Annotated in this window: 21 protein-coding genes; 14 read left to right on the top strand and 7 right to left on the bottom strand. The window is 64.3% G+C overall.

The genetic code is table 11. The features are described 5' to 3' along the window. Positions 1–49 precede the first annotated feature (49 nt). Genes K2O51_RS24215 through K2O51_RS24205 form a run of 3 tightly spaced genes read left to right on the top strand, consistent with a single transcriptional unit; the run spans position 50 to position 1,989 of the window. Entirely contained in the window at positions 50–304 is a 255-nt protein-coding gene (locus tag K2O51_RS24215) for an RNA-binding protein (protein ID WP_011298311.1), read from the top strand. A 26-nt stretch (positions 305–330) separates the two neighbouring features. Beyond that, a complete protein-coding gene (locus tag K2O51_RS24210; RefSeq protein WP_011298310.1) occupies positions 331–1,347 on the top strand; it encodes a hypothetical protein in 1,017 nt (338 codons plus the stop codon). Between the two features lie 54 nt (positions 1,348–1,401). Then, positions 1,402–1,989, top strand: coding sequence for a hypothetical protein (locus tag K2O51_RS24205; RefSeq protein ID WP_011298309.1), 588 nt, complete (start codon positions 1,402–1,404; stop codon positions 1,987–1,989). Positions 1,990–2,008: 19 nt separating this feature from the next. Here K2O51_RS24205 and K2O51_RS24200 read toward each other — a convergent pair whose 3' ends face one another. Continuing rightward, positions 2,009–3,043 (bottom strand): AraC family transcriptional regulator, encoded by a 1,035-nt coding sequence (locus K2O51_RS24200; protein WP_049796420.1) that lies wholly within the window; start codon positions 3,041–3,043, stop codon positions 2,009–2,011. Between the two features lie 203 nt (positions 3,044–3,246). On the opposite strand from K2O51_RS24200, the gene K2O51_RS24195 reads away from it, so the two are divergent. Genes K2O51_RS24195 through K2O51_RS24185 form a run of 3 tightly spaced genes read left to right on the top strand, consistent with a single transcriptional unit; the run spans position 3,247 to position 6,756 of the window. Continuing rightward, positions 3,247–4,227, top strand: coding sequence for a quinone oxidoreductase family protein (locus tag K2O51_RS24195; RefSeq protein ID WP_140949092.1), 981 nt, complete (start codon positions 3,247–3,249; stop codon positions 4,225–4,227). 11 nt (positions 4,228–4,238) lie between these two features. Beyond that, complete coding sequence (locus K2O51_RS24190; RefSeq protein WP_011298306.1) at positions 4,239–5,087, top strand: TauD/TfdA dioxygenase family protein; 849 nt, start codon at positions 4,239–4,241, stop codon at positions 5,085–5,087. A 22-nt stretch (positions 5,088–5,109) separates the two neighbouring features. Then, positions 5,110–6,756 (top strand): fatty acid--CoA ligase, encoded by a 1,647-nt coding sequence (locus tag K2O51_RS24185; protein WP_011298305.1) that lies wholly within the window; start codon positions 5,110–5,112, stop codon positions 6,754–6,756. An 893-nt stretch (positions 6,757–7,649) separates the two neighbouring features. Here the strand turns inward: K2O51_RS24185 and K2O51_RS24180 are convergent. The 3 genes from K2O51_RS24180 to K2O51_RS24170 all read right to left on the bottom strand — a co-directional run bounded on the left by K2O51_RS24180 (position 7,650) and on the right by K2O51_RS24170 (position 9,729). After that, positions 7,650–8,348, bottom strand: coding sequence for a DsbA family oxidoreductase (locus K2O51_RS24180; RefSeq protein WP_011298304.1), 699 nt, complete (start codon positions 8,346–8,348; stop codon positions 7,650–7,652). Positions 8,349–8,388: 40 nt separating this feature from the next. Continuing rightward, the gene (locus K2O51_RS24175; RefSeq protein WP_041679648.1) at positions 8,389–8,589 is read right to left on the bottom strand and encodes a DUF1289 domain-containing protein; all 201 of its coding nucleotides are present in this window, start codon (positions 8,587–8,589) and stop codon (positions 8,389–8,391) included. Between the two features lie 81 nt (positions 8,590–8,670). Further along, positions 8,671–9,729: a beta-keto acid cleavage family enzyme gene (locus K2O51_RS24170; RefSeq protein WP_011298302.1), complete on the bottom strand. Its 1,059-nt coding sequence runs from the start codon at positions 9,727–9,729 to the stop codon at positions 8,671–8,673. A 162-nt stretch (positions 9,730–9,891) separates the two neighbouring features. Between K2O51_RS24170 and K2O51_RS24165 the strand changes: the two genes are divergently transcribed. The 8 genes from K2O51_RS24165 to K2O51_RS24130 all read left to right on the top strand — a co-directional run bounded on the left by K2O51_RS24165 (position 9,892) and on the right by K2O51_RS24130 (position 18,505). Beyond that, positions 9,892–10,911, top strand: a complete 1,020-nt coding sequence (locus K2O51_RS24165; RefSeq protein WP_011298301.1) for an AraC family transcriptional regulator — start codon at positions 9,892–9,894, stop codon at positions 10,909–10,911. Positions 10,912–11,014: 103 nt separating this feature from the next. Continuing rightward, positions 11,015–12,013 carry an AraC family transcriptional regulator gene (locus tag K2O51_RS24160; protein ID WP_258234662.1) on the top strand — a complete coding sequence of 333 codons (999 nt, stop codon included), beginning with the start codon at positions 11,015–11,017 and terminating at the stop codon, positions 12,011–12,013. Positions 12,014–12,259: 246 nt separating this feature from the next. After that, positions 12,260–14,062, top strand: coding sequence for an acyl-CoA dehydrogenase (locus tag K2O51_RS24155; protein WP_220631681.1), 1,803 nt, complete (start codon positions 12,260–12,262; stop codon positions 14,060–14,062). Positions 14,063–14,099: 37 nt separating this feature from the next. Further along, a complete protein-coding gene (locus tag K2O51_RS24150; protein WP_011298298.1) occupies positions 14,100–14,564 on the top strand; it encodes a MaoC family dehydratase in 465 nt (154 codons plus the stop codon). A 40-nt stretch (positions 14,565–14,604) separates the two neighbouring features. After that, entirely contained in the window at positions 14,605–16,344 is a 1,740-nt protein-coding gene (locus tag K2O51_RS24145; protein WP_373460956.1) for an alpha/beta fold hydrolase, read from the top strand. 53 nt (positions 16,345–16,397) lie between these two features. Next, positions 16,398–16,811: a phasin family protein gene (locus K2O51_RS24140; RefSeq protein WP_011298296.1), complete on the top strand. Its 414-nt coding sequence runs from the start codon at positions 16,398–16,400 to the stop codon at positions 16,809–16,811. A gap of 60 nt (positions 16,812–16,871) precedes the next feature. Beyond that, complete coding sequence (phaZ, locus tag K2O51_RS24135) at positions 16,872–17,714, top strand: poly(3-hydroxyalkanoate) depolymerase (RefSeq protein WP_011298295.1); 843 nt, start codon at positions 16,872–16,874, stop codon at positions 17,712–17,714. Between the two features lie 272 nt (positions 17,715–17,986). Continuing rightward, positions 17,987–18,505 carry an SgcJ/EcaC family oxidoreductase gene (locus K2O51_RS24130; RefSeq protein WP_245001878.1) on the top strand — a complete coding sequence of 173 codons (519 nt, stop codon included), beginning with the start codon at positions 17,987–17,989 and terminating at the stop codon, positions 18,503–18,505. A gap of 103 nt (positions 18,506–18,608) precedes the next feature. Here K2O51_RS24130 and K2O51_RS24125 read toward each other — a convergent pair whose 3' ends face one another. The 3 genes from K2O51_RS24125 to K2O51_RS24115 form a co-directional block, all read right to left on the bottom strand. Beyond that, positions 18,609–19,772: a porin gene (locus K2O51_RS24125; protein ID WP_011298293.1), complete on the bottom strand. Its 1,164-nt coding sequence runs from the start codon at positions 19,770–19,772 to the stop codon at positions 18,609–18,611. Between the two features lie 153 nt (positions 19,773–19,925). After that, positions 19,926–20,495 carry an RBBP9/YdeN family alpha/beta hydrolase gene (locus K2O51_RS24120; protein ID WP_011298292.1) on the bottom strand — a complete coding sequence of 190 codons (570 nt, stop codon included), beginning with the start codon at positions 20,493–20,495 and terminating at the stop codon, positions 19,926–19,928. Between the two features lie 35 nt (positions 20,496–20,530). After that, positions 20,531–21,853, bottom strand: coding sequence for an MFS transporter (locus tag K2O51_RS24115; RefSeq protein WP_011298291.1), 1,323 nt, complete (start codon positions 21,851–21,853; stop codon positions 20,531–20,533). Between the last annotated feature and the right edge of the window lie 93 nt (positions 21,854–21,946).

The raw sequence follows: 21,946 nt of genomic DNA, 5'->3' as shown, positions 1-21,946 counted from the left end.
GAACATACGAGGACGCGGCCGCGTGCGCCGCTGCGAATGGGAGCTCATCATGGCTGTCTTGTTTCTCGGGAATGTTGACGCTGCCGCCACCGACGAGGAGGTCCGGGATTTCCTGGTCAAGTACGGTTTGCCCGCCTATGACGAAATCGAGCATGTCGCGGGCGACGGCACGCATCCTGGCGTGACGGTGGTCTTCAACGATCTCGACCCCGATGCGCTGCGCAAGCTCCAGCCCCGTATCCACGGTATGTTCTGGAAGGGACACAAGATCAACGCCATGGTGATGGCCGAGCGTTTCCGCTGATCGCGAGTTCTCACGTTACGCGCGCCATGGGCTTTCTGCAGTGGATCCAGCGACGAGGCGATCCCCCCCGGCGCCGCGACGACAAGGAACTGGCCGCACTCACCGAGCGCCTGACAGCGCTCAGCCCGCGCTTGCGCCTCGTCCCGCACTATGAGAAGCGGCTGGCGTCCCGGCTCTCCACCGCGCTCGAAACCATTCGTCCGACCGTGACGAGCCTGCCCGCGCCGCGCGAGGCGAGCGAAGCCGCGTGGGCGACCGATCCGCATATCCATGCGTACTTCGGCACGCCTGCAGATGTCCCTCGCGCCTTCAGCCGCTGCCCCGATTTGCGTGAATTCTTCGAGCGTACGCCGGAAGCGGACCACGCCTATGCAGTGCTTGGCATGGCCATGAACGAGCGGCGCACGCTCGGTGTGGCGCTGGAGGGCGATGTCATGCGCGCCGACGTTCCCCAGACCCTCGTGTCGTTCACCGACCACCAGGTAAGGATCTGCGCCGCCTCGGATACGGCACTCCGTGCCGAGATCCTGCTGCGCATGCTGGATCAGCTTGCCATCGAGGCCATTGCGCAGTTTGCAGCGGGCAAGGGGCGGCGCGACACACTGGAGCGCGAACTCATCCTGCTCAAAGCGCAGCTCAAGCTCTACGAGCGCCAGGGCACGGGCCTGCGCTCGATGGTGGGCGGGGAGGTCGCCGACGCGTCGGCAATCCAGGCCGTCAAGGACGAGATCGCCAGCAACGACAGAGAACTCGCGGCGCTGGGCCACGGTGGCGATACGCTCGAGCGGCAGCTCGAATGCCTGGGCGAGGTGTTGGCGGACGCGGCCAACCGCATGCACGTCGACAGCCGCACGGTGCGGCTCAGCCAGGTAAACGTGCTGTTGTCCGCGGACAGTACCGTGCCGGGCGAAGACCTCGAACTGCTGTGCGCGCACGTGCCTGGCGATCCGCCGCTCGTGCGCTGGTTTTCCCTTGTGCGGTACGCGCGGGCCGACATGTTGTCGCAGGCTACGCTGCTGGACGAGGCAGCACGCATGTTGTAGCCCCGCGGGCACCTGCCGCCGCGGTTTTCCTGAACTCCCGCAAGGAGCAAAAGCATGAATTCCAGCAAGCTACTGGTAGCAGCCGCCCTGGCCGCGGCATCCCACCTGGCCATGGCCCAGCCGGAAGCCCGCGTGGAAATGGCATCGGGCGTCGGGGCCGCGATGGTGACCGGCACCGTCAAATCCACGGCGACCATTACCGCGATCGATGCCGCCACGCGCACGGTGTCGCTCAAGAACAAGCAGGGCAAGGTGACGGATCTGCAGGTCGGCGACGAGGTGCGCAACTTCGACCAGCTGCGGGTTGGCGACGTGGTCACGGCCGAATACAAGGAGGCCCTGTCGGTCAACCTGAGCAAGCAGACCGGCGTGCGGTCCAGCACCGAGCGGCAGATTGAGGACCGGGCCGCGCCGGGCGCCAAGCCCGGCGGCATGGTCGGGCGCGAAGTGACCGTCACGGCCGATGTCGTCGCCGTGAACCAGAAGACCGGCAAGGTCACCCTGAAGGGCCCTAAGGGCAAGACGGTGGACCTGCATGTCGACGATCCCGCTCAACTGAAGGGCATCCGCAAGGGTGACCAGGTGCAGGCCGTCTACACCGAAGCGCTGGCTGTTTCCGTGACACCCAAGGCCAGCCGCTGACGCTCGGCGCCTGCCGGCGTTACAGCGTGCCGTGCGCCGGCTGCGCTCCCTGCGGAGCGCGGCTGTCATGCCGGCGCCGCCAGACCAGCGGCGCTTCGCCGAACTGGGCGGAGAACCACCGCGTGAACGAACTTGCCGAGCCGTAGCCCAGTAATTCGGCCACGCGCAGCAAGGAATACTGCGGGTTCTCCACATAGCGCTGCGCCAGCTCGCGTCGGACTTCGTTGAGGATGTCGGTAAAGGTTTCGCCGGCATCGTCAAGCTGTCGCTGCATGGTGCGCAGGCTCAGGCCGAGGCCTTGAGCCACGCCTTCGCAAGTGGCGCGCCCCATGGGCAGCATCAGGTAGACGGCACTGCGCACGTCGCGTCCGATCGACGGCGCATTGACGCGCGGTAGCGTGTCGACGAAGCGCTGCGCATAGCGAGCCATGCCAGGGTCTGCAGTCGGGATGGCGGCATCAAGGTCCGCCGCGAGACAGGAAATCCCGTTGAACTCGCTTTCGAACTCAATTGGACAGCCGAACAGGCGCCGGTGGACCTGCAGGTCTGCCGGCGGCGCGTGCGTGAAATTGACATTGAGGGGGTGCCAGTGCGGCCCAAGCAGCGCGCGGCACAGGCGGAACGCCACGCCGACCGCCAGCTCGCTGGCCTGGCGCGAAGGCGTATCGAGCACCACTTCCTGGCGGATGGTGACGATCTTGCCCGTCTCTTCGAGAAGGATCGCAAGAGACTCGTTGACCAGGTGCCGGTAGCGGATGATCGTGGCCAGCGCCGCGCGCAGCGTCGGCTGCTGGCTGATCAGCAGGCTCATCACGCCGAAGTCGGACAGCTGGCGCGATTCGGCCATGCGCAGGCCGAAGGTCTCGCAGTTCGCCGCTTGCGCCGCACGTTCGAGCAGCCTGGCGCAGGCATTGACCGACACGCGTTGGTCCGGATCGCCGAGCAGTGCGCGGCTCAGACGGACCTCGCTCAGCAATGGCTGTGGGTTGAGACCCAGGTCCCGGGCGACTTCAAAGAAATTGGTCAGCGCGCCCGCGCGCACCAGTGTGTCCAAGGCATGTCTCCATCTCGTTCTTTGTGCAGCGCGCGCCGTTGCGTTGCGCCTGCTTTGTCCCATGCAGCCGCATGATAGGCGGCCGTGGCATGAAATGCAAAGTTGGCGGAAGCCAATGCAAAGCGGTGCGTTCCGGCACCACCTACATTTCACTGCATGAGCGGCGCCCCTTCGCGCCGACACAGATTTCGGAGACAAGTAAGATGGCAAAAGTCGTGCGCATGTATGAAACCGGTGGCCCGGAAGTCCTTCGCTATGAGGACATGGACGTTGGCGAGCCGGGGCCGGGACAGGTTCGGATCCGCCATGTGGCGGTCGGCCTGAATTACGCAGACACTTACTTCCGGAATGGCACGTATCCGGTGCCGCTGCCTGCCGGCATGGGCGTGGAAGCGGCCGGCGTGGTACAGGCCATCGGGCCGGGCGTCACCAATGTTGCCGTGGGCGACCGCGTGACCTATACCGGCTTCATCAACACGCTGGGGGCATACAGCACCGAACGCCTGGTGCCGGCCGCGCCACTGATCCGGCTGCCGGAGACCATCGGCTTCGAGACTGCTGCCGCCATGACCATGCGCGGACTGACCTCGGCGTACCTGATGCGCCGCATCTACAACTTCAAGGCGGGCGATACCATCCTGCTGCATGCTGCCGCCGGCGGCGTCGGCCTGATCGTGTCGCAATGGGCGAAGCTGCTCGGCCTGACGGTGATCGGCACGGTATCGAGCGAAGCCAAGGCTGAAGTGGCGCGTGCCCATGGCTGCGACTACATCATCAACTACAGCCACGAAGACGTGGCCAAGCGCGTGCGTGAACTGACCGACGGCGTCGGCGTGTCGGTCGTCTTTGACAGCGTGGGCAAGAACACCTTCATGGCGTCGCTGGATTCGCTCAAGCGCCGCGGCACCCTGGTTTGCGTGGGCACGGCCTCGGGCCCGATCCCGCCGTTCGATCCCGTTTTGCTGGCAATGAAGGGCTCCCTGTTCCTGACGCGCCCGGCCCTGGCCGACTACATCGCGGATCCCGCCGAGAAGGCCGAGCTGGCCGGCGAGATCTTCGGCCATGTCGGCGCAGGCCGGATCAAGATCGAGATTAACCAGCGCTATGCCCTGGAGGACGCGGTGCAAGCCCATCGGGACCTGGAGTCGCGCAAGACCACCGGTTCGTCGATCTTTGTCATCTGAGGGAGCGCGTCATGCAAGTCAAGCAAATCACCTGCTCGCTGGGTGCGGAACTGGTCGGCGTGAACCTCGCTGACGCCGTCAGGGACGATGGCCTGTTCGCGGAAATCCGCGCATTGCTGCTGCAGCACCGCGTGCTGTTCCTGCGCGACCAGAACATCAGCCGTGCCGATCACGTCGCGTTCGCGCGCCGTTTCGGTGAACTCGAAGACCACCCCGTTGCCGGCAGCGATCCGGAGCACCCGGGTCTGGTTCGCATCTACAAGACGCCCGACCAGCCCAACGACCGCTACGAGAACGCGTGGCACTCTGACACCACGTGGCGCGAGGCGCCGCAGTTCGGTGCCGTGCTGCGCTGCGTGGAATGTCCGCCGGTAGGCGGCGACACCATGTGGGCGAACATGGCGCTGGCCTATGAGCGCCTGCCCGAACACATCAAGGCACAGATTGCCGACTTGCGCGCCCGCCACAGCATCGAGGCAAGCTTTGGCGCAGCCATGCCGATCGAAAAGCGCCTGGCCCTGAAGGCACAGTATCCCGATGCCGAGCACCCGGTGGTGCGCACGCATCCGGAGACCGGCGAGAAGATCCTTTACGTGAACGCGTTCACGACGCATTTCACCAATTTCCATACGGCCAATCGCGTGCGTTTCGGCCAGGACGCGAACCCGGGCGCGCCCGACCTGCTGCGCTACCTGATCAGCCAGGCGTATATCCCCGAGTACCAGGTGCGCTGGCGCTGGGAACCCAACAGCATGGCAATTTGGGACAACACCGCCACGCAGCACTACGCCGTGATGGATTACCCGCCTTGCCACCGCAAGATGGAGCGTGCCGGCATCATCGGCAGCAAGCCGTACTGACCGAACGCCAGAGGAAAACAATATGCAGCAAAACCTGATCGTATCGACGCCCTCGGCGTACTCGTATCCGCTGCTGGTCAAGCAGCTGCTGATTCACTCGATGAGCCTCTATGGCGACCAGGAAATCAGCTACCGCGGCGAAATGCGCTACACGTACCGCGATTTCCGTCGTCGCGTCGGCCAGCTTGCCTCGACGCTCGCATCGCTCGGCGCCAAGCATGGTTCCACGGTGGCCGTGATGGACTGGGACAGCCATCGCTATCTCGAGTGCTACTTCGGCGTGCCGATGATGGGCGCGACGCTGTTCACCGTGAACGTGCGCCTGTCGCCGCAGCAGATCCTGTACACGCTCAACGATGCTGACGCGGACATCGTGCTGGTCCATCCGGATTTCGTTCCGGTGCTCGACCAGATCCGCAACGAGCTCACCTGCAATCCGCGCTTCGTGCTGCTGGCCGACGGCCACGCTGCGCCGCAGACGGAACTGCAGTTCGCGGGCGAGTATGAAGCGCTGCTGGCAGATGCCTCGCCGGATTTCGACTTTCCCGAGTTCGACGAGAACACCAAGGCGGCAACGTTCTACACCACCGGTACCACCGGCGACCCGAAGGGCGTTTGCTACAGTCATCGCGACATCGTGCTGCACACGTTGTCCACGTCGGCCAGCCTCTGCTCGCCGCGCGACGGGCAGCGCATGCATCGCGAAGACGTGTACATGCCGATCACGCCGATGTTCCACGTGCTGGCCTGGGGCATACCGTACCTGGCCGTCACGCTGGGTTTGCGCACCGTGCTGCCTGGCCGCTACGCGCCGGACGTGCTGCTGAAGCTGCGTGAAGCGGAAAAGGTCACGTTCTCGCACTGCGTGCCGACTATCCTGCAGATGCTGCTGCAGTCCTCGCAGGACAGTGGGCAAGATCTCTCCGGCTGGAAGATCATCATCGGTGGCTCCGCACTGCCGCCGTCACTGTGCGAAGCAGCGCTTGATCGCGGCATCGACATCTTCGCCGGATATGGCATGTCCGAGACCGGCCCCATCGTCTCGCTGGCACAGCTGCCGCCCAATGTGAAGCCGGCAAATCGCGCCGACGAAGTTCGCATGCGCTGCTCCACGGGCCGACCGGTGGTGATGGCGGACTTCCGCATCGTCAGCGAAGACATGCAGGACCTGCCGCGCGACGGCAAGAACCGTGGCGAGATCGTGCTGCGTGCGCCTTACCTGACCCAGTCGTACTTCAAGAAGCCTGGCGCTTCGGAAGAGTTGTGGGCGGGCGGCTATCTGCATACGCAGGACGTCGCGGTCATGGGCGAAGACGGCTTCGTGCAGATCGTCGATCGCATCAAGGACGTCATCAAGACCGGTGGCGAATGGGTGTCGTCGATCGAAGTCGAGAATCTCATTTCCGAAGTGCCGGGCGTTCAGGAATGCGCGGTGATCGGCGTACCGGATGACAAGTGGGGCGAGCGGCCGATGGCCTTCGTCGTCCGCAAGGCCGGCGCGGAAGTCGGTGCGGACAGCATCCGCGAAAAGCTGCTGGGACATGTCGATTCGCGTCGCATCAGCAAATACGCGGTGCCCGAAGCGGAACGTATCGCCTTCGTGGCGGAGATACCGAAGACCAGTGTCGGGAAGATCAATAAGAAGCAGCTGCGGGAAAAGGCAGCCTGAAGGCAAAGGTAGGAAGGGATTGTGCGCTGGCTCTTTGAAGGGGGAGTCAGCGCTTTTTTTTGGTTTGGATTTAGAGGTCTGGGGTTTTTGAGGGGATGTCGCTCTTGGCGAGCGCCGCTGTTTCGCCGGCGTAGCCGGCGACCTACTTTTGCCCGAGCGGCAAAAGTAGGCAAAAGCGCGTCAGGCTTGCCCTAACGGGCGAATATTGATCGTAGTGGGCTGAGGGTGTTGTACGGGTATGGGCTTCAGAGTTCGTCCGCCTCAGTGACGAGGCCCGCGCATTGCATGCGCGAAGTCGAGGAAAGGGGCTTCGGAACGAACCACGGGCGCGAGCGACGTTGATGAGCTTGCACCCAGACTAGGACGCGCCCAGCGCAGCCGAAGGCGTCCCACCACTGACGTTGTTGAAACGCTGTACCCGAGTCCAACTTGGGGATCGTTCAAAAGCCGTGCCGCGCCAGGCACAGGTTCTGACTCACATAGCGTGAGCCGGGTCGAACGTCGATCACGTCTCGCGAGACCAAGGCCGCTTGAACACAAGAAGCGCATCGTTGATGGCCAGCCGCCAGGCGACGCGCTTCTTGCCTACTTCTTGTCGCTCGGACAAAAGTAGGTCGCCGGCTACGCCGGCGAAACAGCGGCGCATGCCAAGAGCGACGCCTTAATCCCGACCACAAAACCCGCGCGGGCTACACCGGCGAAAACATCGGCGCTTGCTACGAGCGATAGATACGCGCGATAGACACCCGCACCCAGAAGCCCCAACGAAATCGCCCTCCACATTGGAGGGCGATTTCAATGTCCCCGCCGTTATGACAGGCGAGCGCAGGGTACTCCGGAATCGATCGATGCAGGAAGCAGGGCGGACGTGGTCCTGTCCCCGTGGAAGCGACTCAGGCAACCGCCCGCGTGGCGATTTGCTTGGCCCGTGCGAGCGCACGCAGCATGGCTTCAAGCAGCGCCGCAGGCGGCCGCGAACCCGACACGCTATGCGTGCCGTTGAAGATGAAATGCGGTACGCCGAGACCGGCGCGCGGTGGCGGATCATCAGGGCCGTTCAGCGGCGGCAGCCAGTCCATGTCGTGCTGCACGGGCGTACCTTGTTCCAGCGGGGACGGAATGCCACACTCGGTCAGCGCTTCCCGGAGCACCTGTCCATCCCCGATGTTCGCACCGCGCATGAAGTAGCGCATGAACAGGTTGTCGACCAGCGTGGCAGCCGCGGCAGCGCCGTCCTGTTCGCGCACGAAGCGTACCAGGCGATGGGCCAGCATGGTGTTGGGGAAGGTCTCGATGCGGTCCAGTGCGAGCGTGAGGCCGGCTTCGCGTGCCGCGGCAATGACCTGCGCCTGGCGCACAGCCACGGCTTGCGGACTGCCGAGTCGGGCTACGTAGAAATCGCGGTAAGGAATGCCATCCGGCGGTGTGGCAGGAATCAACGGGTAAGAGCGCCACTCCAGCTGCACGGTAACGTCGGGGCGTTCGCGCGCGAGCAGGTCGATGGCGGTTTCAAGATGCCGCTTGCCGATCAGGCACCACGGACAGATCAGGTCGAAATACGCTTCGACCGAGAGAATATTGGAATGGGTCATGGCTACTGCGGGATGGCGCAGGGAAATGTGCGCGCGGCGCTCAGGCGCAGGACACCGGGGCGCTGCGCCGTGGGCGACGCGCCGACACCGCGGCCATCACCTCGGCACGCTCGGGTTCGGTCATCTGCTCCCAGCGGCCGATTTCGACCAGGGTCCTGCCGCAACCCTGGCAATACTTGCCCGCCTGGTCCATACGGCAGATGTTGATGCAGGGGTTCGCGACGGAAGTAGATGGGTTCATGATGTCCTTTGCGTGAGACGCCGTTTGCGGCAAAAGGCCGACCCGGGGCGATGTGCCCCAGGTCGGCACAGTCTGTGCGCGTCAGGCTGCCTTGCGCAGCGGAAGGTTCTTCTGGCCGGCCTTGCGGTTCGGCGCCATGCCGTGCGCTTCCAGTGTTTCTTCGGCGCTGTCGTACCACGTGCCAATGCGGTAGATCTCGCGCGCTTCCTTGCCGGAGGCGATCTCGCGGCCCAGTTCCCTGGCCACGCGCACGCACTGCTCGATCTGCTGCACCGAGGTCATGCGGTTGCCGTGCTGGTCGATGATGGTGTCTTCGATGCCGCAGCGGGGGTGCAGGCCCATGGCCATCGCCATCATGTTGAACGGCAGCACGTTTTTCAGCAGCGACTCTGCGGTCAGCGTGCAGCCGTCCGGTGCGCGATGCACGAAGTTGACGAAATTGAACGGATTGGGACCATCGAAGCCGCCGCCGATGCCGATCCAGGTCAGGTTCAGCGGACCCTTGTACTTGCCGGCGCGAACCATGCGCTCCAGCGTTTCCATCGCATGGATGCCGGTAAGCTGGAAGTGCGGCTGGATGCCAGCGTTGCTCAGGCGGCGCAGGTGCTCTTCGACCCAGCCCGGGCCGGCCGGCACGGTCATCTCGCGATAGGCCTCGACGTAGGCCGGATGGGACAGCGACGTACCCTCGAGGTATTCGGGGTACAGCAGTTCCATGATGTTCATCTGCGTGGTGTTGATCGCCACCGTGACCTGGTCCGGCTTCGGGTCGAGGTCGGCCAGCATGTGCCGAGTGTCGTCCGACAGCCACTTGGCGGCCTGGCCGTCATCTTCCGGTGCGAACGAGATCGAACCGCCGACCTGGATGATCATGTCGGGCACGGCAGCGCGCACGCCGGCAATCAGTTCGTTGAACTTCGACAGCCGCTTCGAGCCCTTGCCATCCAGTTCGCGCACATGCAGGTGCAGCACGGTGGCGCCCGCGTTGTAGCAATCCACGGCCTTCTGCACCTGTTCTTCCATGGTCACCGGAATGTCTTCCGGGAAGTCCTGCGGCATCCACTCGGGGCCGTACGGGGCCACGGTGATGACCACTTTGTCCTGGTTCTCGGGGTGCAGGGAATCGTCGAGAAATTGCATTGCGTTGCTCCTGAATGTGTTGGCTGCCGGCTATGTATGCTGCCGTTTTTGCCTTGTCGTGGGAACCGTTGTTCCGATGGTCAAAGTATCGGCGAATGGTGTAGGGAAATTTGACGATCCGGGACGCACGATTTACATTTCGGGACAGTCAGGGAAAACGCGATGTCCTACTACCTTCGCAGTGCCAGCCTTACCAATTACGTGGAAGTGGCCCGCGCCGTGGGCCTGGATCCGCATCAGTTTCTGCGCGCGGCGAAGATCAGCCGCGATGTGCTGCTCGATCCTGATATCCGCATACCGGCCAAGAAGGTCGGCCGCCTGCTGGACGACTCCGCGCGCGCTGCACACGTGGATGATTTCGGCCTGCGCATGGCGGAACTGCGCCAGGTCTCCAACCTCGGGCCGCTCGCTTTCGTCGTGCGCGAGCAGCCGACGTTGCGGCGCGCGCTGGAGTCGATGGTGCGATACATGGGCGTCCAGAATGAAGCGCTGGCGATGCGCATGGAGGAGTCCGAAGGATTGCTGATGATTCGGCTGCATATCCTCAACGACCAACCGGGTACGTTACGCCAGGCCACGGACCTTGCGGTCGGCGTGGTTTACCGCCTGCTGAGCGTGTGTCTGGGGGCATCGTGGCGACCGCGCAGCATCTGCTTCACGCACGCGGCGCCCGCCAGCCAGGCGACTTTTCAGCGCGTGTTCGGCATGCCGTGCGTGTTCAACCAGGACTTCGACGGCATTGTCTGTGTGGCTGCGGACCTTGAAGCGCCGCTGCCTTCGTATGATCCGGTCATGGCGCATCAGGTCAAGCGCTATCTCGGTACCTTGCTGGCGCAAGCAAACACCACGTTGCCTGACAAGGTGCGCGAACTCGTCCACGTGCTGCTGCCGTCCGGCATGTGCTCGGTCGACCGCGTGGCGCAGCATCTTGGTGTGGACCGCCGCACGGTACACCGTCGGCTGGCGCAGGAGAACACGAGTTATTCCGATATCGTCAACGCAGCGCGTGCGAGCCTGGTCGTGCGCTATATCGACAACCGTGAGCGGCCGCTGTCGGAAGTGGCCACATTGCTGGGCTTCTCGTCGCTGAGCGCGTTTTCGCGCTGGTTCGGCGGCCAGTTCGGCTGCAGCGTGTCGAAATGGCGCTTGCAGCATGAGGGCCAGGGGAGGAACACCGCATAGTTGAGGGATCCGCTGACGGATTCTCACCGCGCGGCGGCTGTGACAGAATGCACCAGCCGCCACCTTTTCATCGCACGCATTGCCAGAGTCCCGTGTGAATGACGTGAACGACTTTTCTGCGACCGTCCCCATCTCCGTCGTCAACGGTTTTTTGTCCGGGGCCGATCCTGCGGCCATGGCACGGCTTGCCGAGTGCTCCGGCATTGCCTCCGAATTGCTGGCAGAGCCAGCCGCACGGGTCACGCAGGAACAGTTCTCGACGCTTTATCGCCTGCTCGCGAAGGAACTGGACGACGAAATGCCCGGCATCTTCAGCCGGCCCTTGCGCAATGGCGTGCTCAAGTACCTGTGCCTGAGCCTGCTCGACGCGCCAAGACTGGAAGTCGCGCTGCGCCGCTTCGGGCAGTTCTTCCACCTGATCCTCGACGATTTCCGCATGGAATCCCGGCGCGATGGTGCGAGCGGCATCGTCGAACTGGTGGACAACCCGGCCGGACCGGCCGCGAGCATGCTGGGGCGCGAGCTGATGCTCAAGCTCGTGCATGGCGTGGCATCGTGGCTGATCCGCCAGCGCATACCGCTGCAGGCGGTCGAGTTGCCCGATACGCGGCCGGCGCTCGCCAGCGACCATCTTTACCTGTTTCCGGGACCCGTCCATTTCGATCGGCAGCACACGCGCATCGTCTTTGATGTCGCCTATCTCGATCTGCCGGTCCGGCAGCGCAAGCCCGATCTCGAGAAGTTCCTCGCGCGCGCACCGGAGGACTGGATCTTCGTCTCGTTCGCCGAGGAGATGACCTGCCACCGGGTCCGCCAACACGTGGCCGATTGCCTGCCGGCATCGCCGACCATCGAAGAGGTGGCGCAGGCGCTGCACCATTCGGTGCGCACGCTGTGCCGCCGGCTTTCGGCCGAAGGCACCACCTTCCAGGCCATCAAGGACGAAGTCCGGCGCGATATCGCCATCCGGCGCCTCACGCGCTCCGAAGACCCCATCGCTGCCATTGCGTTCGATGTGGGTTTCGACAATCCCACCGCCTTCCATCGCGCCTTCCGGCACTGGACCGGCAGCACGCCAAACGCCTACCGACGCGCGTTGTAAGCGTGTAAGGCGGCTGGCAAGGCTGGCCGCCGACTGACAAATCCTGCCACATCAAGCGCCTGTAACGCCGCACTTAACGTGCGTCGGCCGTGGCATGGTGCAATGCGGCAAGATTTGTCATTCAAAGGGCGGGTTTGGGTAATAGCTTTCGCGTTGATGACCCTTACGATCAGGACCATCAATGATGTCGCAGCGCCGCAGGGCATGAAGCCGGAGCCGACGCTGCATCTCCGCGAAAGGAATGAGATGAGCTATACCGCGCCCACCAAGGACATGCTGTTCGCCATGCGCGAACTGGCCGGACTGACAAAGATTGCCACGCTGCCCGGCTACGAAGACGCCACCCCCGAGACGGTCGAGGCCGTGTTGGAGGAAGCTGCGAAATTCCACGGCGAGGTGCTGGCTCCGCTGAACGCTGCCGGCGACCGGCAGCCCAGCAACTGGCACGATGGCCAGGTCACCACCACCGCGGGCTTCCGCGATGCCTTCCGCCAGTTCGGCGAAGGCGGCTGGCAGGGAATCGTCCATCCGGCCGAGTTTGGCGGCCAGGGCCTGCCCAAGCTGGTGGCGACGCCGTGCATCGAGATGATGAACGCGGCCAATATGTCGTTCGCGCTGTGCCCGCTGCTGACCGATGGCGCCATCGAAGCGCTGCTCACGGCGGGCTCGGACGAACTCAAGCAGCGTTACCTGCCGCATCTGATCGCCGGCGAGTGGACCGGCACCATGAACCTCACCGAGCCGCAGGCCGGCTCGGACCTGGCACTGGTGCGCAGCCGCGCCGAGCGTCAGGCGGACGGTTCCTACAAGGTGTCCGGCACCAAGATCTTCATCACCTACGGCGAGCACGATATGGCGGAGAACATCGTGCACCTGGTGCTGGCGCGCACGCCGGACGCGCCCGAAGGCGTGAAGGGCATCTCGCTGTTCCTGGTGCCGAAGTTCCTGGTCAACGACGACGGTTCGCTGGGCGCGCGCAACGACGTCGAGTGCGTGTCGATCGAGCACAAGCTCGGCATCAAGGCGAGCCCGACCGCGGTGCTGCAGTTCGGCGACAACGGCGGTGCCATCGGCTACCTGATCGGTGAAGAGAACCGTGGCCTCGAGTACATGTTCGTGATGATGAACGCTGCGCGCTTCGGCGTAGGCGTGCAGGGCATCGCCATCTCGGACCGCGCCTATCAGCAGGCTGTCGCCTATGCGAAGGAGCGCGTGCAGAGCCGCCCGGTGGACGGCTCGTCGAAGGACGCTGTGACGATCATCCAGCATCCCGACGTGCGCCGCATGCTGATCGAGATGCGTGCGCTGACGGAAGGCGCACGCGCACTGGCACTGGTGGCGGCGGGCTATTCCGATCTGGCGCACCAGTCACCGGATGCCGAGACTCGCGCCCACTATGGTGCCGCGTACGAATACCTGGTGCCCGTCATCAAGGGTTGGAGCACCGAGATGTCGCTGGAGGTGACGAGCCTTGGTGTGCAGGTGCACGGCGGCATGGGCTTCATCGAAGAGACCGGCGCGGCCCAGCATTACCGCGATGCGCGCATCCTGCCGATCTACGAAGGCACGACGGCGATCCAGGCGAATGACCTGATCGGCCGCAAGACCATGCGCGACGGCGGCGCGGCAGCGCAAGCCGTCCTCGCGGACATCGACAAGACGCTCGAGGCACTCAAGGAATACGCCGACGGCTGCCGCAACGGCGCGTGCAGCGCCATGCTCATGCGCCTTGGTGTTGCACGTCTGGCACTCGGCAATGCGGTGGATCACGTAGTCGAAAAGGGCCGCAAGGACCCGAATGCGGTGTTCGGCGCCAGCGTTGCCTATCTCAAGCTGACTGGCATCGTGCTGACGGGCTGGCAAATGGCGCGGGCGCTGGTCGTCGCCATGCAGAAACGCGGTGAAGACGAAGCGTTCTACGGCGCAAAGATCGCGACGGCCGAGTTCTTCGCCAACCACGTCCTGCCGCGCGCCTCGGCGTTCGAAGCAGCCGTCATCAGCACGACTGGCCAGGACGGGTTCCTGGGTCTGGACGAAGCCTGCTTCTGACGCAGCGCTCGGCACACAAGATCAGGAAGGAATAAAGATGGCAATCGAAGGCTACAACATGGCCACGCTCGGCGCGTTCGTTGGCAAGGAACTCGGCGTATCGGCGTGGGAAGACATCGACCAGGCGCGCATCGACGCATTCGCGCAGTGCACCGGCGACCACCAGTGGATTCACGTGGACGTGGAGCGTGCCCGGCGGGAAAGCCCGTTCGGCGGCACCATCGCTCACGGCTACCTGACGCTTTCGCTCGTGGCGAGCCAGCTCACCGAAATGGGTGTGGTCCCGCATGACGCAAGCGCTGCGGTGAACTACGGATTGGAGAAGACGCGTTTCCTGACGCCGGTGAAGGCCGGTGCGCGCGTGCGCAACCGCGTGGTCCTGCTGGCTGCCGACAGCAAGGGCGATGGCCGCGTGCTGGTCAGGACGCAGTGCACGGTGGAAATCGAAGGCGAGGGCAAGCCCGCGCTGGTGGCTGAAGCGCTTGCGCTGCTGGTCGCCTGAGGATCAAACAAGGTACGAACAAGAAGACGAGGGTAGTAGCATGACAACAGCCGTGGGTACGAGAACGCTGGCGAAGACGACAAAGAAGGCGAAGAAGCCGGCAGCCAGTGCTGTCGCTCCGGAGGCAATTTTTGACAGCGCGCCGGCCATGACGGGACCGAACCCGTTCGTGGGGCTGCGCCCCGAAGATATGGTCAGCACCGCGCAGCAGATCGGCGCGCAGTGCGTGCAGGAACCGACCTTGCTGCTGCAGCAGCAGACCAAGCTCGCGCAGGACCTGTTCGCGGTCGTGGACGGCTCGGCGCCGCCGCCGTGCACGCGTGACCGCCGCTTCGGCGATCCGGCATGGCAGGATAACCCGGTCTATCGCATGGCCCTGCAGGGATATCAGGCCTGGCGCGATGCGCTGACCGGCTTCGTCACCGGCTCGGTCATGGACGGTCGCAGCAAGGAACGCGCGCAGTACTTCACCGACCTGCTGATCGACGCCGTGGCGCCGACCAATACGCTACTGGGGAATCCGGCTGCATTGCGGAAGACGTTCGAGTCGGGTGGTCTGAACCTGGTCAGCGGCCTGGTCAACCTGTTGACCGATACGCTGACGAACCAGGGCATGCCGTCCCAGGTGGACAAGAGCGCGTTCCGTATCGGCAAGGATCTGGCCGCCACGCCAGGCGCGGTGGTTTTCCGCAACGATGTCCTGGAGCTGATCCAGTACACGCCGACCACGGCAAACGTGCATGCCCGTCCGCAGCTCATCGTGCCGCCGCAGGTCAACAAGTTCTATGTGTTTGACCTGTCGCAGGGCAAGAGCATGGTCGAGTACCTGGTGCGCAATGAGATGCAGGTGTTCATGGTGAGCTGGCGCAATCCCACCACGTTGCACCGCGACTGGAACCTCGACACCTATGTCGGTGCGCTGATCGAAGCGATCCACGCGATCCGCGACATCACTGGCAGCCCCGACGTGAACCTGCATGGCGCGTGCTCGGGCGCGATGACGATGTCCGCGCTCATGGGGTACTGCGCAGCGCGCGGCGAAAAGCTCGTGAATGCCGCCACGCTGATGGTGTCCGTGTTCGGCCTCGACTCGCAGTCCCAGCTCGGACTGTTTGCCACGCCGGAAGCCATCGATGCCGCGCGGCAGGGCAGCCAGGCGCGCGGTGTGCTGGATGGCGGGGAACTCGGGCGCGTGTTCGCCTGGATGCGGCCCAATGACCTGGTGTGGAACTACTGGGTCAACAACTACCTGCTGGGCAAGGCGCCGCCGGCGTTCGACATCCTCTACTGGAACAACGACACCACGCGCCTGCCCGCCGGCCTGCACGGCCAGTTGCTGGACATGCTGACGCTGAACCAGCTGTCGACACCGGGCGCGCTGCGCGTGCTTGGCCAGCCGATCGACCTTTCGGCTGTTGATTGCGACAAGTATGTGCTTGCCGGCATGACCGACCACATCACGCCGTGGAAGGGCGTGTACCGCTCGGTGCGCGCGTTCGGCGGCAAGACCGAGTTCGTGCTCAGCTCCAGCGGTCATGTGCAGAGCCTCATCAACCCGCCGGGAAATGCCAAGGCGAAGTTCTTCCTGAACGACGCGCAGATGGCGGACCCGGAAGCGTGGCTCGAGGGTGCCACGGTCACCCCGTCGTCCTGGTGGGAGCACTGGAGCGAGTGGCTGAAAACGCGTTCTGGCCCCCTGAACGCCGCGCCGTCCCGCCTGGGCAGCGACCGCCATGCGCCATGCGCCGACGCGCCGGGACGCTATGTGACCGAGGCGTAAGCCCGGCCACCGATTTCTGTAACGCCAACTGTAATCTGTAAGGAGAGTAAAAAATGGAAGCCACCAATGCCGCAGCCGCTGCGTCCCGCAAGCTGTTCGACTTCGTCAAGCAGAACCGCCTGGATCCGGCCGCGATCCTGGAATCGCGCCGCAAGGATATCGAGGCAATCGCCAGCATCAACGCTGCGCTGCTCGGCGGCCTGCAATCGCTGGTTCGCCAGCAGGCTGCGTTCCTGACTGACACCGCTGCCGAGCTGCAATCGCTCGCCCGTCGCGACCAGGGCGCAGAAGGCCAGGCCGTCAAGGTGTCGGAAGTGCTGCCGCGTTCGCTGCAGAAGGCCGTCGATGGCCTGCGCAACGTGACGGACACCGTGTACAAGGTCCAGGCGGACAGCATTGCCACGGTCGGCAAGCGACTGGCGGAAAACGTCGAAGAGGCAAAAGGGATCCTGCGTCCCAGGCAGTAAGCGCAAGGAAGCATGGCCCCGGTGGCCATGCTTCACCGCCAACCTCTCCGGGACGACTTGATGACAACTAACAATGCCAGCCCCGAAGCTGGACATATCATGCAGACCCGTACGGTAGACCTAGACGGGCAGGTACTCAGGGTCGGCATCCGGCCCGGCAGCGGCGATCTCCCGCCGCTGCTTATGTTCAATGGCATCGGCGCAAACCTTGAACTCGTCGAACCCTTCGTCGATGCGCTGCCGGATGTGGAAGTGATCATCTTCGACATCCCCGGTGCCGGCGGCTCTCCGGCGCCCCTGTTCCCCTATCGTTTCTCCAATCTTTGCGTGATGGCAGACAAGCTGCTGTCGCACCTCGGCTATGCCGGACCGGTCGATACGCTCGGCGTTTCATGGGGCGGCGCACTGGCACAGGAATTCGCGCGGCTGTATCCGCAGCGCTGCCGCCGCCTGGTGCTGGCTGCCACATCGCCTGGCGTGCTCATGGTGCCGGGCAGCCCATCCGTCCTCACCAAGATGATCGGCATTCGACGTTACACCGATGCGGAGTACCTGCGGCGAGTCGGTGGGGACATCTACGGCGGCGCCTTTCGCGACGACCCGTCATTGCTCGATGTCCATGGGGGGCATATGCGTCCGCCGCGCGGGCGCGGCTACCTGTATCAACTGCTGGCCGCATGGGGCTGGAGCAGCCTGCCGTGGTTGCGGGCGCTGAAGCAGCGCACGCTGGTCTTGCATGGCAGCGATGACCCGATCGTGCCGCTGATCAACGCAAAGATCCTGTCCGGTTGCATTCCGGACTCGGCTCTGCATGTGTTCCACGACGATGGCCATCTCTTTCTTCTGACCGCGGCACGCGAATCGGCGCGGGTGGTGGGAGAGTTCCTGCGAGAAGGCCGCTGACACGGCGCCCCGTCCATGCGCCCCGTCCATGACGGGGCGTTTTCGCTTTCAGGCCCGGTAGCGAGGGGGCGGTGCGCCGCAATGCCGGCAAGCGAAAAATTTCGCTCCCAATCTGCACGGTTCATCCGGAGTGGTGCTCAGACCCCATTGCGGGCGGCTGGCGTTGCGGACGGCAGATGGAAATGGCTAACGCTGTCGGGATGTACCATACTCCATGCGTTGAGCCCAGGCTCCATTCTCAATACCAAGAACTGAAATTGAGGAGCTCTGTCATGAACCCCAATCGCATTGCAGCGTTGACGCTGGTACTCGCGGGATGTGCCATGAACCAGGGCACGCCAGGCACCGCAGGTACCACCGCTACTACAGGCGCGACAGGGAGTACGCAGGCGTCGCGCACGGAAAGCTGCAAGGCGACATCGGAGCAGGAGATTTCGGCGCTGTTTGATCGATGGAACCGCTCATTGCAGACAGGCGACCCGCGCAAGGTCGCAGCCAACTATGCAGAGCGCTCCATTCTTCTTCCCACGGTATCGAACAAGCCCCGCGTGACGGTCGCGGAGAAGGAAGACTACTTCCATCACTTCCTGCAAGACAGGCCATCCGGGAAGATCGACTTCCGCACCATCGAAATCGGATGCAACTCTGCCGTGGACGCCGGCCTCTACACGTTCACCTTCGCGCGGACGGGGGCTGTGGTCAAGGCACGCTATACATACACGTATCGGTGGGATGGCACGCAGTGGCTGATTACGAGTCATCACTCGTCGGCCATGCCGGAGAAGATGTAGCGCGTGTCGGCTGATCCCTCGCAATTCCGCGAGGTCCAAAAAAAAACGCCATGCCAGGTTTCCCTGGCATGGCCAAACGAGCATCAGTTGAATCCTTGTGCGCTCAGAACTTGTGGCGCACGCCTACAGCCGCACCCAGCATCGAGTTCTTGCCATTGGGCAGCGCGTAGCTGTTGCCCGTGGCAAGGCTGGTGGCATAGAAGTTGGACGCCGAATCGAGCGCGAGGCCGGCGTTCTTGGCGTAAGCCGTGCTCAGGTACACATCGGTACGCTTGGAGAATGCGTAGTTCGCGATAAACGCAACCTGCCAGGGGTTGGCGAGGCTTGTATTTCCGAACTGATTCTTGAGGTTGTCGTAGTCGTACTCGAGCGACAGGGCGACGGCGGGCGTCACCTGATAGGCGGCGCCGATCCAGTAGAAGTCGTCACGCCCGATCAGGACGTCTGCCGCATTCTTGCTCTGCCCCCAACGGTAGCCGCCCATGACCTTGGCGGGACCGTAGGTGTAGCTGGCGGCGATGACAGCCTTCTTGGCGGTACCACTGCTGGTGCCAATGGTCGGATTCCACTGGTCATAGCCTGCGGTCACGCCGAAGGGACCTTGCGTGTAGGCCAGTGCAGCGCCGTACGCGCTGTCGCGCCGGGCCTGGCCCGGGACTTCGCCGTTGCCGCCGATCGGCGTTGCCACGCCGACAAAGGCCGGCAGTGCCAGGCCGGTGCCGAACGAGTAGTGCGCCAGCGCCGTGACCGGACCGAACTGGCCGGTGTACTTGACCGTGTTGTCTTCACGGAAGTTCGCGCCCGTCAGCAGTGCTGCGGGCTCGTACTGCGTGGCATAAGCGCCCGGCACGAAGTTGGCGAGCGCTTCGAAGATCGAGGTGTACTGGCGGCCGAGCGTAATCTGGCCAAGGCTGCTGCTCTGCACGCCGACGTACGCCTGGCGGCCGAACAGGCGGCTTTGCTGCTGCAGCGCGCCCGAATCCAGGCTGAAGCCGTTTTCCAGCACGAACAGCGCCTTCACGCCGTTGCCGAGATCCTCGGTGCCGCGCAGGCCCCAGCGGGATCCGGAAACGCCGCCCGAGTCCATGCGGAACACGCTGTGGGCCGCGCCCGGATTGAACTGGTTGGCTGCCGTCGGAATGGCGCCGACGTGGTTCACATACTCGATGTTGATGTCAGCGACGCCATAGAGCGTCACTGTCGACTGCGCGAATGCACTACCAGAACAGGCAAGCAAGGTGGCCAGGGCCATGCTCCTGAGCTTCATGGGGTAAATCTCCTTCTTTTCCTTTGGGGATGGGGTTGCAAGGCGGAACTGCCCGTCGAAATGGGTACTGCTGGGTACTGCTGGGGATTGCATGGGAGCTTGCGGGGCCGGAGCGGCCCCTGCGGTCTGCAGCCGGCGTGTTGCGCGCCGGCTTCAGTTCTTGCGGAGCAGCTGATCGATCAGCGCGGTGGCGCGCGGCCACGGCCCGAAGCCGGCGGCCGGATTGAGGTGGCCGACTTCGCCAAGGTCGACCAGTTCGCTGCCCCAGTCGCTTGCCAGCTGCACGGCGCGTTCGTACTTCGCCAGCGGATCATTGCGGCTGGCCGCGAGGATGCTCGGGAAGGGCAGCGGCTTGCGCGGCACAGGCAGCCAGCCGTGGTCGGCGAGTGCCTCGGGCTGCGGATAGCCGGCCGGCATCGGGGTTTCGAGATCGGCGGGCGTCGCTAGCAGTGCACCGCGGATCTTGCGGTGGTGCTGCGCGGCCCAATGCACGGTGATCATCACGCCGGCGCTATGCGCAACCAGGACCACGGGGCCGTCGATCTGTGCGAGCGCGGCGTCCAGGGCGGCCACGCGCGCATCCCGGCTCAGCTTGTCATGTTCCAGCGGCGCCACGGAGCGGGCGTTCGGCAGTTGCGCCTGGAGCAGGGTCTGCCAGTGCTCGGCGACGTGGTCGCGCAGGCCGGGAACCAGCAGGACGGTGGTGTCAGTAGTAAGGCTCATTGGAGTTCCAGAATTCCAGTAGGTCAGGTAGTGGTTTACTTTGCGCCGCGCTGGCGCTCCAGGCGCTCCAGATCCGCCGTGTAGTAGCGGCGGCCGGCGATGAAGCACACTGCGGCGAGCAGGCCGGTCAGCGGAATCCACTGCAGCGCGCCAAGCAAGCCGATGCGGTCGGCAAGCACACCGGTGACGAACGGGCCCGGGGCCAGGCCCAGCAGGTTGTTGGCCAGCGTGAGCGTGGCAAACGCGGTCGCGTGGATAGCGGGACGAGTCAGATTGGCCACAACGGCGCTGGCGGGACCAGCCGTGCCGCCGACCAGCAGCATGCCTGCACCGATCAGCGCAAGCTGCGCCGTACCGGCCGGCAGCCGGAACGCCACAGCCAGCAGCACGCAGCAGGTGACGCTGTAGCCGATGGCCATCAGCCACTTGCGCGACGGGGAATGACGGGCGACCCAGTCGGTCAGCGCGCCGCACACCACCATGCCCGCACCGGCGGCCAGGACGAACGCCGCAGCGGTAATGCCTGCACGGTCCGTCGCCATACCGTAGTAGCGCGACAGGAAGCTGGGCATCCACGCGAGCAGTGCGCCCATCACGAGCAGTTGCAGGGCGCTGCCTACGTAGGCGCAAAGGATGGACCGCGCGGAGAACAGGGCCGACAGCAGCGGACGAATGGTCATGCTCTCGCGCTGCACTTCAGGTGCCGCGTCTTCGCCCAATGCGCGGCGCTGTGCCTGCAGGCGCGGCTCCGTGATCAGCGCACGATAGATCACCACGAGTACCAGCCCGAAGATGGCCATGCCGGCGAACGCCCAGCGCCAGCCGAACTGGGCCGACAGCGTGCCGCCTGCAGCCATGCCAAGCACGGAGCCGAACGCGCCGCCAGCGATGAAGGCCGAACTCAGGCTGGCGCGCAGGTGGCGCGGAAACACCGACAGCACCACGGCGATGCCCACGCTGCCGTAGGCCGCTTCGCCGATGCCGACGCACAGGCGGGCGATGAACATTTCGCCGAAGTTGTTGGCCAGCGCGCAGCCTAGCGTCGCCACGCTCCAGAGCGCGGCCATCAGCGTCAGGCTTTTGACGCGGCCCCAGCGGTCGGCAAGGATCGACAGCGGAAACGTCAGCAGGCCGACCATCAGCGCCACGATGCCACCCAGGGCGCCGAGTTCGGTGTCGGAGAGTGCCCATTCCGCTTTCAGCAACGGGAATACTGCGTTGAGCACCTGGCGCGACATGTAGTCCGACAGCAGCAGGCCAAAGCTGAGCGCGAAAACCAGCCATGGATAGAAGCGGGATGCGGCCACGGTTTGCGTGCCGGTCACCATGGCGGGTTGAGTGGAAGAATGTCCAAGCATGAATGCTTCTCCTGAGAATCTTGAACGCCCTTTTGGTCATGCCGGTATCGGGCGGCCCGGGACCGTGACATGGTCTCGGAAGCGACTGGCGAA

This window comes from Cupriavidus pinatubonensis, assembly GCF_019602855.1.
GTDB lineage: Bacteria > Pseudomonadota > Gammaproteobacteria > Burkholderiales > Burkholderiaceae > Cupriavidus > Cupriavidus pinatubonensis.
This window is presented reverse-complemented; position numbering and strand designations above follow the sequence as displayed.